8 protein-coding genes are annotated in these 9,703 nt (G+C 58.0%); 1 reads left to right on the top strand and 7 read right to left on the bottom strand.

Going from position 1 to position 9,703, the window contains the following annotated elements:
• Positions 1-209: 209 nt before the first annotated feature.
• Positions 210-1,745: a DUF2142 domain-containing protein gene (locus tag E3O50_RS07650; protein WP_134560465.1), complete on the top strand. Its 1,536-nt coding sequence runs from the start codon at positions 210-212 to the stop codon at positions 1,743-1,745.
• Positions 1,746-1,852: 107 nt separating this feature from the next.
• Here E3O50_RS07650 and E3O50_RS07655 read toward each other — a convergent pair whose 3' ends face one another.
• From E3O50_RS07655 to E3O50_RS07685, 7 genes are all read right to left on the bottom strand, one after another.
• Entirely contained in the window at positions 1,853-3,358 is a 1,506-nt protein-coding gene (locus E3O50_RS07655) for a DUF2142 domain-containing protein (RefSeq protein ID WP_134560466.1), read from the bottom strand.
• Positions 3,359-3,598: 240 nt separating this feature from the next.
• On the bottom strand, positions 3,599-4,009 hold the full coding sequence (locus tag E3O50_RS07660; RefSeq protein WP_134560468.1) for a DUF2304 domain-containing protein: 411 nt from the start codon (positions 4,007-4,009) through the stop codon (positions 3,599-3,601).
• Between the two features lie 5 nt (positions 4,010-4,014).
• Positions 4,015-4,743 carry a glycosyltransferase family 2 protein gene (locus E3O50_RS07665; protein ID WP_134560470.1) on the bottom strand — a complete coding sequence of 243 codons (729 nt, stop codon included), beginning with the start codon at positions 4,741-4,743 and terminating at the stop codon, positions 4,015-4,017.
• Between the two features lie 94 nt (positions 4,744-4,837).
• The gene (locus tag E3O50_RS07670; RefSeq protein WP_134560472.1) at positions 4,838-5,824 is read right to left on the bottom strand and encodes a hypothetical protein; all 987 of its coding nucleotides are present in this window, start codon (positions 5,822-5,824) and stop codon (positions 4,838-4,840) included.
• A gap of 315 nt (positions 5,825-6,139) precedes the next feature.
• Positions 6,140-7,213: a UDP-N-acetylglucosamine 2-epimerase gene (locus tag E3O50_RS07675; protein WP_134560474.1), complete on the bottom strand. Its 1,074-nt coding sequence runs from the start codon at positions 7,211-7,213 to the stop codon at positions 6,140-6,142.
• A complete protein-coding gene (locus E3O50_RS07680) occupies positions 7,210-8,289 on the bottom strand; it encodes a glycosyltransferase family A protein (protein WP_134560476.1) in 1,080 nt (359 codons plus the stop codon). Before E3O50_RS07680 ends, E3O50_RS07675 begins: the two co-directional genes overlap by 4 nt.
• A 117-nt stretch (positions 8,290-8,406) precedes the next feature.
• Positions 8,407-9,564, bottom strand: coding sequence for an acyltransferase (locus tag E3O50_RS07685; protein ID WP_134560478.1), 1,158 nt, complete (start codon positions 9,562-9,564; stop codon positions 8,407-8,409).
• Positions 9,565-9,703: the final 139 nt, after the last annotated feature.

The raw sequence follows: 9,703 nt of genomic DNA on the forward strand, positions 1-9,703 counted from the left end.
CTCGGGGACGGCCGTTTTTCCATCGCACCGAGTCTAACCGGGATACCGACTGCCACAGCATCGAGTGGTGTGGTCTACCATTCTCAAGTGGCGTCGAAACTGGTAGGGAACAGAGGGCTTGTAACGACTGGCACCCCCTGCACGGCAGTGGCGGGAAGAAGACGTCGTAGCGTGCGACCAGCGGAATCACAGCCGGATAGGATCGCGACGTGAAACGGATAGGCCTGACCAGCACTCGAAAAGGCCTACTGGCTGCCGTAATCGCTCCGATCCTACTTTTTATTGCACTAGGCAGCTGGTCGGTGGCGTCACCCGCTGGAGCCAGCCCCGACGACAACTTCCACCTCGCAAGCATCTGGTGTGGGGACGGTCTGCGGCCCGGTTTGTGCGAAAGCGGTGTCAATCCCGATTGGCGGCTTGTTCCCAAGGCACTATCCGACTCTTATTGCTTCGCTTTTAGAGGAGACTTAAGCGCGGCATGCCAGACCTCGGCAGTCACATCGGATTCGACGACACTCACTCCGACATCTCACGGGAACTGGTCCGGCGCCTATCCGCCGGTGTTTTATGCCCTGATGGGGCTTCTCGCCGGCAAAAATGTGGCTGTCTCGGTAGTCCTCATGCGCCTCGTCAATGCGGCTCTGTTCGTCGGACTTTCGACGTGGCTCTTCTTCTTACTCCCACGCGCACGACGTACCGCCTTAGTGGCCAGCCTGGCCGTCACCGTTGTACCACTTGGAATGTTCCTGATTCCGTCAAACAACCCCAGCAGCTGGGCCGTCATCTCCGCCGGAGCTCTGTGGATTTCACTCCTCGGCTATTTTGAAACCACAGGCCGTCGCAAGATCAGTCTGGGCGTTGTGGCCGCTCTTGCCACTGTGATGGGGGCGTCAGCACGCGCCGATGCTGCGATCTATGCGATCGTTGCAATCCTGGCCGTCACGGTACTCAAGATGAACGTGCGCAGGCGTTTCCTAGTCTCGTTTCTGTTGCCTTTGGTACTGGCGCTCGTCGCGGCATTCTTTTATTTCTCTGCCGGGCAAGCATCATTTGCCACCTCGGGTCTCCCCTCAGATGCCCCTCCAGATCCGCACCGGAGCTCTCAGTACTTACTCTTCATTAATTTCCTCAACGTGCCTGAGCTCTGGGCAGGCACGCTCGGCCTAGGGAATCTGGGCTGGATGGATACCCATTTACCTGCCATCGTTGCTGTTATCGGCGTTGGGGTGTACTGCGCGATCGCGTTCACAGGGCTTCGGCACATGAGCAGGCGGAAAGCAATCGCAATTGCGGGAGTGCTCGCAGCACTCTGGCTCGTTCCGCTATTCGTCCTCTTGCAGTCAAAGGCCGTAGTTGGCGAGCAAGTCCAGCCTCGTTACGTGCTTCCCCTCGTAATCCTTCTCGCCGGAATCTCTCTCGTGCAGCGTTCCGGAGCGCCTCTGAACATCACCCGTGCGCAAACAACTATCGTTGTCGCCGGACTGGGTGTGGCCAATTCCGTTGCTCTTCACTTCGACATCCGGAGATATGTCACGGGACTCGACGTGGTGGGATGGAATCTCAACGTGCAACCAGAATGGTGGTGGCAGGGCGCTCCGTCGCCGATGACGGTCTGGGCGATCGGGACTATCGCTTTCGCGGCCGCCCTCGCGATCCTCGCCCAGCGGCTTCATGCCTCATACACGACATCAAATTTATCGTTCCAGACTGCGCCTGTCGCCGTGAGCGACAAGAAGCCTCACTGAAGCCACGATCTCCGACAAATTGCTACATCTAACCTGCGAACCGTAACTCGCTCGATCAGGGAGCCCCTCCGAAAGGACTAGTCGAACTCAGTCAAGGCGCGGACTCGTTAGTCGCGCACGGCAAATCGACTAGCGCTCAACGAATGACTCCCGCTGAGAGTGTCTCGTTTCGTGGTCACGCAAGCGATGAGTCCGAATACGGCGCCGGCGAAGGAAAGAGTTCCGATCACCCAAACCCAGTTGGGAGAAATCGGCAGATTCCACCACCACTCGACGCTGGTGCTCAGGTTCACATCGACCACATCTATTCCGGTTACATAGCGGCGGATATTGACGTGCAGCGCATTCGAATTTGCAAGGGTCGCCAGGCTCCCCGCGATGATGAGCTGGGTCCGTGACATTCCCAGGTCATCGCGCTTGAGCTGAAGCAGCAACAAGCCCGCGAACAAGATCATCAGGGGATAGATGTAACGCGGCTGGACGCCCGCTCCCACCAGTACGCGATCGTGGATAAGGATATACATGGGGACGACAACGAGACTCAGCGCAACAAGCGCGACAACTATCGCCTTGCGCGCACCAAGCTTCTGCAGCCCCCAAAAAGCAAAGCCTCCGAATATCGCGAATGTCGGCACCCAGACGATACCGGGCATAGCAGTGTCGAGCCAGCCAAGACCGAACGTGCCCAGCGCTCCTGCCCAGAGTTGGGGCAGCTGCACCACGTTCGTCTGGAACAGTTCCCAGACGTTGATGTCCGTCGCCTTGTCAAAGCCATCGGCATTCACGACGGACGACTGCCCGGATGTGAAGAATATGAAGATCGAGAACACTGTCAAGACAATTGGCAGCAACAACATAGCCAAATGACCGCGTGTCCTCCTGAACGTGAGAACGAGCGCAACCAGGACCGCCAGAACGCTGTAGACCGCCGAATCACTGCGGGCGCCGGCTCCGACAAGAGTCGTAAGGGCCGCAATACCAGCGAAAGCCACCCGACGTTTCACGTTCTTTTCACGAAAGAAACCGACAAGGGCGACCCACAACGTTCCTGCGGAAATAATTGCCCAACTACTCGGGTTCACACTCGGAATCAGAAACATGCCGAGTGGCACGATCGTAATTGCGGCACCCCAGACAAGTGGACCTCTACGCGAGCGAGGCAGGAGAAAGAACAAGGCCGATACGACTGCCACGAATAGGAAAGCATTGAATGCGCGCATGAGCATTATGGACGCTGACACATTACTACTCACGAAGATGCTCATCACGGCGTAGAAGACGGGCGGGTAGCCGCGGTCGAAGAAATTGCCCCGAGTGGTGTTGGCCATCACGCTCGACGGCATCTGCGCACAGGATGCGCTTTGATCCGCCTTGAACGCGAAGCATCGAGACGAATCAAGCAAAATGGCAGGAACCTGCCTCGTCTGTGCCGAGTCTCCGGCTTCGCAAATTCCAGCCTTGATACCGCCACCGCACCAGATACTAGCCAGGTGATAGTCCTCATCGGGACTCGCGCCGACGGGAGAGGCGAGCGCCCAACTTGCCAATGAGATGAAGAGCATAATCGGTACGACGACAGCAGCAATGACTCGGGCTGGCAGACGATTCCCCATGACAAGCTCCCCACAACGACGCAGTCTCACTAACCGGCTACGTGCGCGGCAGACTGTCCAACTCTAGTTTCTATTCCCCCGCGCGCCGACCCCGCCTCGACAAGAGGCGCTGATTCGGGGTGGAAGAAGGACGAACCAACCACTTCGGCCCACACACGGTGGACCCAGGAGCTCGGGCCCTCATCACTCGAAGATCGGCACTTCCGTTCGCCGCAATGCCGACCTCAGGTTCAGAGCGGCTCAGGGACGACGACGCACTGGAACGTTGGTAGCGCCCTCGGAGCGAACCGACCCTGCTCGTGCCGATGATTCAAGGCGCCCGATACGCAGGTCCTGCAGCGCGGACATTTCCGCCAATGTTCTTGCCTTGCTTTCCAGATCGGTGAGCTCAGCACTGTGCTGGATGCAGACAAGCACCAGAACAGCAATACTTACGAAGAAGACAAGGTTCGTGGGTATGTCGACCCCGACCAATCCGGCCGCCCATTCGAGCGCCCTCGGAAAAACGCCAATCACAAGCGCGGCAGTGCCTGCTATGAGCCACCAGATAGCGTGCCGTTCCCGAAGCCGCCGACGGCGGAGCATCTCAACGACGACGGCAAGAGTTGCCACCGCCGCAAGGATGCCGAAAATGTAAGACGTGACGGTCATAGTTTTTAGGCTTTCATCGTAAGTGTCGATGGCGGGCGAACCAAGGCGAACCCGAGAGCCAGAAAAGCACGGGCCAAGTACGTCGCGGCCTTGATCGGATTGTGAGACGGCTTGCCACCAGCCCGAGGCCGCATCGCTACGGGAATCTGGAGGATTACGCAGCCGGCCTTCGCCGCAATGACTAGCGCTTCGATCGTGTCACCCAAATATTCGGCCGGATAGTGCTCCGCAAATAACCTGACTGCTCGTGGTCCACATGCTTTGAGACCCGAGGTTGTATCCGTCAGACGGGTCCTTGTGGTTCGACTCAGGATGGCGGAGAGGAAACGCATTGCGGCCTTGCGCAGGCCGTGGACTTCGTAGTCGCCTTCGCCGGCAAACCTCGCGCCAATGACAAGGTCGGCGGTCTCAAGTTGAGCGAGTAAATCAGGGACACTGGCCGGGTCATGCTGTCCATCGGAGTCGATTTGAACGACATTGTCATAGCCGTATTCGAGAGCGTACTTGAATCCGAGGCGCATGGCCCCACCGACTCCGAGGTTAAAGGGAAGCACCGCCACGGAAGCCCCAGCAGCCTGCGCAACGGCCGTCGTGTCATCATCTGAGCCATCGTTTACGACGAGGCAGTGCGCCCCCGGGAGCTTTGCGAAGACCTCCTTGATGACGTCCCCCACCGTATCGGCTTCGTTGAACGCGGGCATGACAATTAAAGTGCGCTCATACGGGGAATTCATAGCTTTAGTCTAACTAGCTAACCTTGCGCACACGCAGGGACGCCCGCGTGGCACCTCTTCTGTCTACTCGTCCTGTCTCAAACGAGGTGCTGGTTCACGACTCGACGCCGCGACCGTCAATCTTCGAGGACCGGAGGTGGACAAGGAAGAGCACAACCAAGGCAGCAAACCCGAGTATCCCGTTCAAGGCAATCATGGCGAGCACATCCGGGAGCAGTGCGGTAGAGCCAATCCATTGGGCTATTGCGACTACGACGAGTGCGACCAAGGCCAGTTTCGAGCTCGAGGCGGTCAGCCGGATAAGGAGTCCCTGAGCCATCGCCCAGGGAAGCCACGCCAGCGCGAGCCATGGCAGGAGTTGCAGGCTTGATTGGTATCCCGGTCCGAACACGGGAACGATCAGCCCACCAGCCAGGGACACGATAATGAACATGGCAGCGCCAGACAAGAATGTAATGGCCAGCGTGACATTGACTCCATATTTAGTCATGGACGCGTCCTTCTTCCGGCTCACGAAACGCGGCAGCAGGTAGAGGGAGAGGGTGGCCGGCACGATCAGGGTCGTCTTGATGAGAACCGCGGCGGCGGCATAGGCCCCCGCGATGTTCTCCGGCGATCCGGCCCGCACCAATACGACGTCCATGTTCGTCAACCAGGCGAATGTGATGGTCAGCAGGAGCACCACGGAACTCTCGACTGTAAACGGCCGACCGGACAGTCGAACCGATGATCGGCGTGCTTGGATACTTGATCCCACGGCGCCGATAACCGCCGTGACCAAGAGAACAGAGAGAATGCCCAGCGCTCCAAAACCACACAGAAGTACTGCAATGCTCAGTAGGAGCTGTGCAATTTGGGCTCCAGTCGACCACCAGATCACCGAACGGGGATCTCCCGCACCCTGGAGAATTCCCTGAGCACGCGCGAATAGGAAGTACGGCGTGATTGTGCCGGCGACGAAGAGCAGTGCAATGACATCGGAGCTTTCGTGGCCCGCTCCTGCTCCCAGCCACGGGACCACAAGCACTCCGACGGTGCAGATCGCGCCAAGTGCCAAGGCTTCGATCAGCGAACTGTCCATTCGCCTCGTACTTGCTACGGCTGAAGTCTCGCGTGAGGCTCCGCTCGCCGTCGCGACGGCGACCGAATTCCTCAGTGCACCGCTCCCGATCGACGCAATATTGATCAGCGCAAGGAAGGACGCGAGGAGCCCGAACGCCTGTGGGCCAAGACCTCGGATCGATACGATCTGGAAACCGGCCGACGCAAGGATCCCGAGCCCGCTGATCCCCCCAATGACGAAGATCGCTCTACCGTGCTGCGCGAGAAACGACCCTCCACGATTTGCCCTCACCGGCGATCGTTCAATCGCAAAGTCCCCGGAAGTGAACCTTTGTCAATTCTGGGCATAGCCGCGCTCAATCAGATCGTCAACGATGATCCCTGAAGGAGAGAACTTGGGCCGAGCGATTGGCTGTCGATAGCGCTCAAAGTTCTTGAGGAAGTCGATCAGAAGCTCCGTTTTCCATTCCGAGAGGACGACGTTCTTACCCAACCCTTCACCGCGTTCGGTGGCTTTGCGATGGACGAGTGTCGGAACGCCCAGGAGGGCCGTCTCTTCCTGGATGCCACCGGAATCGGTAATAATGAATTCCGCTCTCTTGAGCAGCTGCACAAACTCCTCGTGCCGGAGTTTGGGTTGAGGCGTCAACTTTCCTTGTCCCAGCTTGAGGACAGCCTCCTCCATTGCGCCTTGGGAATATGCATCAACCAAGAGCTTGAGCGGATATCGACTCTCAGCGCCCAGAGTCGAGATCGCTTCCTCGACAAGATGCTTATTAGAGATGAGCTCAAAGCGATGCAGCAACACCACACCGAACTTGGCGTCGTCACTACGTTCGACTTCACTGTGATCGAGAACAGCATCGACAACGGAGTTACCGTGGGTGAACACAATTCCGCGGCGCGATTTCAAGTTCGCCGAGGCTTCAAGGGACGGCGTGTAGTGAATTGAGGCCAAGACGCCGACGATTCTGCGGTCAATCTCTTCCGGAAACGGATGCCGCCAATTGCCGGACCGGAGACCCGCTTCCACATGAGCGCACTTGGCGCCGATCAGACGTGCGATTACTGCGCCTACGACACTCGTCATCGTGTCGCCGTGAACGATGACGATCGTGTTCTTCGGTAGCTCTCTCCGGATGGCCCACGCGTTGCGAAGGACCCATCCCAGAATATGGAATAGCCAGACGAGCACGTCACCATACCCACGCAGCGGCTGTCCGCGATTGCCATTTGCAATGATGCGATCTGGTTTAGGAAGGCCCAGGGTCGGAAGGCTATCGGCCAATGCCTGAGTGTGTTGGAAGGTCAACCACTGCTGATACGGAATCTTCCGCTCGTCGAGCCGCCGAGCGATCGGCGCGAGCTTGATCGCCTCGGCAGTCGTACCGTAAATGAAAATGATCAAGTATTCGCCCCGTTTGAGAATTGCTTGTGAAATTGAAATGACTTTCGGTGAACCAGAATTCCTCTGACGAGGCCGGCCCAAAATGTTAGCCCGAAGGGGACGATGTAGCAAAGATAGGAGGCGCCTGCCCGCAGGGGGCAACCACGCGCGGACGCGATCAAGAACGGCGCGAGAATCGACCCGAGCCCGGTTGCCAACAAGACCGCAAACAGCACCCAAAGGCCCTGCACAGCGAACGCTGCGAGACCTAGCGCAACAAGCGGAGGCAAGATGGCCAAAAGGATAAGGGTGAGGTCCCGGCCAGTGCTCGTTCCCGCGTAGCTGTCAACGAACAGCGTTCCTCGTCCTCGGCTGTGGGAAAGGAACCCCCGGAACGTCACACGAGGCCGATACGTGGCCGAGAACTCAGGATCGAGAAGTATCGGCGTCTCTTCGATTATGAATCGGAGAAGCTTGGTGTCGTCAGAGACCAGGTGCGCGTTCTCGCTTGGCCATGAAGCGAGGCACGCGCGTTCATAGAGGTCTTTGGGTAGCAGAAGGCATCCCGTTCCCTTGGGCAGCCTATCGAAATTGTCTTTTGTAATCAGTGTGGGACGTGGATGGGCAAGATACCGACCCCAAAACAAGAAGGTCGGCACCTCCCAAAAACGTCCGACGAGGGGAGCTGTGGGATCGGTAATGACGTGGCCATTCCACACCATCACGCCTGGCCGTTCCACAAGCGCACTTTCCAAATGAGCCAGTGCACTCTCGTGGATCAGAACCCGCGAGTCCAGGACGAAGACCTTGCTACTCGAAGCGCTCTGAATTCCCTCCCATCGAGCCATGAACCGGCCCTTGTTCTCCTGGTTTACGATTCGAAGTGGGTACGGGCTATTCGATTTCTGTGATTCGAGAACCTCAATAGTCGCATCGGTCGACCCGTCGTTCACGACAATGATTTCAGCCGTCCAAGATGTTTCAGAGAGCGCGAGCACCAAAGCCGCGATGGTCGTCGGAAGCCACTCCGCCGAGTTGTATGTGGGGATAACCACCGACAAATCCGGGACGCCAGCGCCCCCGTGTCCGCTGTACAAGAAATCACTCCTAGCTCAATGGCACTCTGCCGGTACGTCCCAGTGTAGCGAGCAGCTCCTCCGGGTCCGCGGAGGCAGACGAGCCGGAGACGCCTCGGGCGCTTCTTCGTTTGGGAGTTATGACTCGGCGCGTCTCATCACGGCGTCCGATGACGAAGCTCTCGCACGAACCCGCGATGCAATACGTTGCGAGAGGTGGTGCGCCGGTCGTTCAATTGCGAAATAGAAAAGGCATGCCACTACAAGGCTCACCACCACTGTGAGTACCGCCGATGTCTTGCCGATATGCAGCGCGAACGCCAACGCCACGGCGATGGGGCGATGCACTAAGTACAGACTGAACGAAATGGTCCCGAGAAAAACAGGCACTCGAGAACTTAGGAGAGCCCGAAGGGGAATCCAAACCTGGGCAACGACGAGCAGCAAGGAAATTCCGCCGAGCGCGAGCGGCAAGGTCACGACGCGCGGTGGCCATCCTGCGTCCGAGATATCGCGTCCGAGCAGATAGAAGGAGCACATGGCCAAGATGCTGACAATGATCAGCACGACTCCGGCCGCGAACGACCAGACACTTCTCGTGGTGAGAAAACTGAAAGCTCGAGCAATTGAATTCCAATACTGTGCGAGTAGGGCGCCCAGCAGGAACATCGGGAGGAAGGATGTGACCGGATCGTTGATATACCAGCCAAGGAGGCAGGCCAAGCCCGCGACAATCCCGGCCGCAAGACCATGGCGGCGCACCAAGAACAAGTACACGGGAAGCGAAAGTGAAAAGATGATTTCCCATTGGAGAGACCAGAGAACGCCCAACGACGTGCTGGTACCGCCTACGACTGTCAAATCATGAACAATCGAGAGTAACGGATAGTCGGTTGCAAGACCGGTGAGCGTGTCCCCGTCGGCAGCGGTTGGCACGTGCGCAACGACGACAAACGAAACCCAGGCGAGGGCTACAGCGGCGAAGACTGGGAGATAAAGTCGGACCATCCGGCTCGGATAGTACGCATCCCAGGAAAATGACTCCTTAGCTGCAACGCGTGTCAGTACAAAACCGGAGAGCACAAAGAACATCCATACGGCTTCAGCGCCTAACCAGAAGACGTGGAGGGGCGAGTACACCAGTAGGTTGTTCGCAATTCCAGGAACTGGCGCCAAGCCAATACCGGCTTGGAGAAAGGGGAAGTTAATTGCCAAGGTGTGGTACATCAACACCGAAATCGCCGCGACGCCGCGCAGCGAGTCGAGTTCCTTGTTCCTCTTCCCCAGGCTCCCCATTCGAGAGATGTTGGGACTTGTAGTTCCCAAGGATGTCACTGAACAGTGACCGTGGTGCACCCGATCTGGGTGTTCGCGCCTGACCCGGAATTGATTCCATACACGCACACTCGATGCGACCCGGCCGCAGCAGCAACGG

This window comes from Cryobacterium sp. MDB1-18-1 (assembly GCF_004402735.1).
In the GTDB taxonomy this organism is placed as follows: Bacteria; Actinomycetota; Actinomycetes; order Actinomycetales; family Microbacteriaceae; genus Cryobacterium; species Cryobacterium glucosi.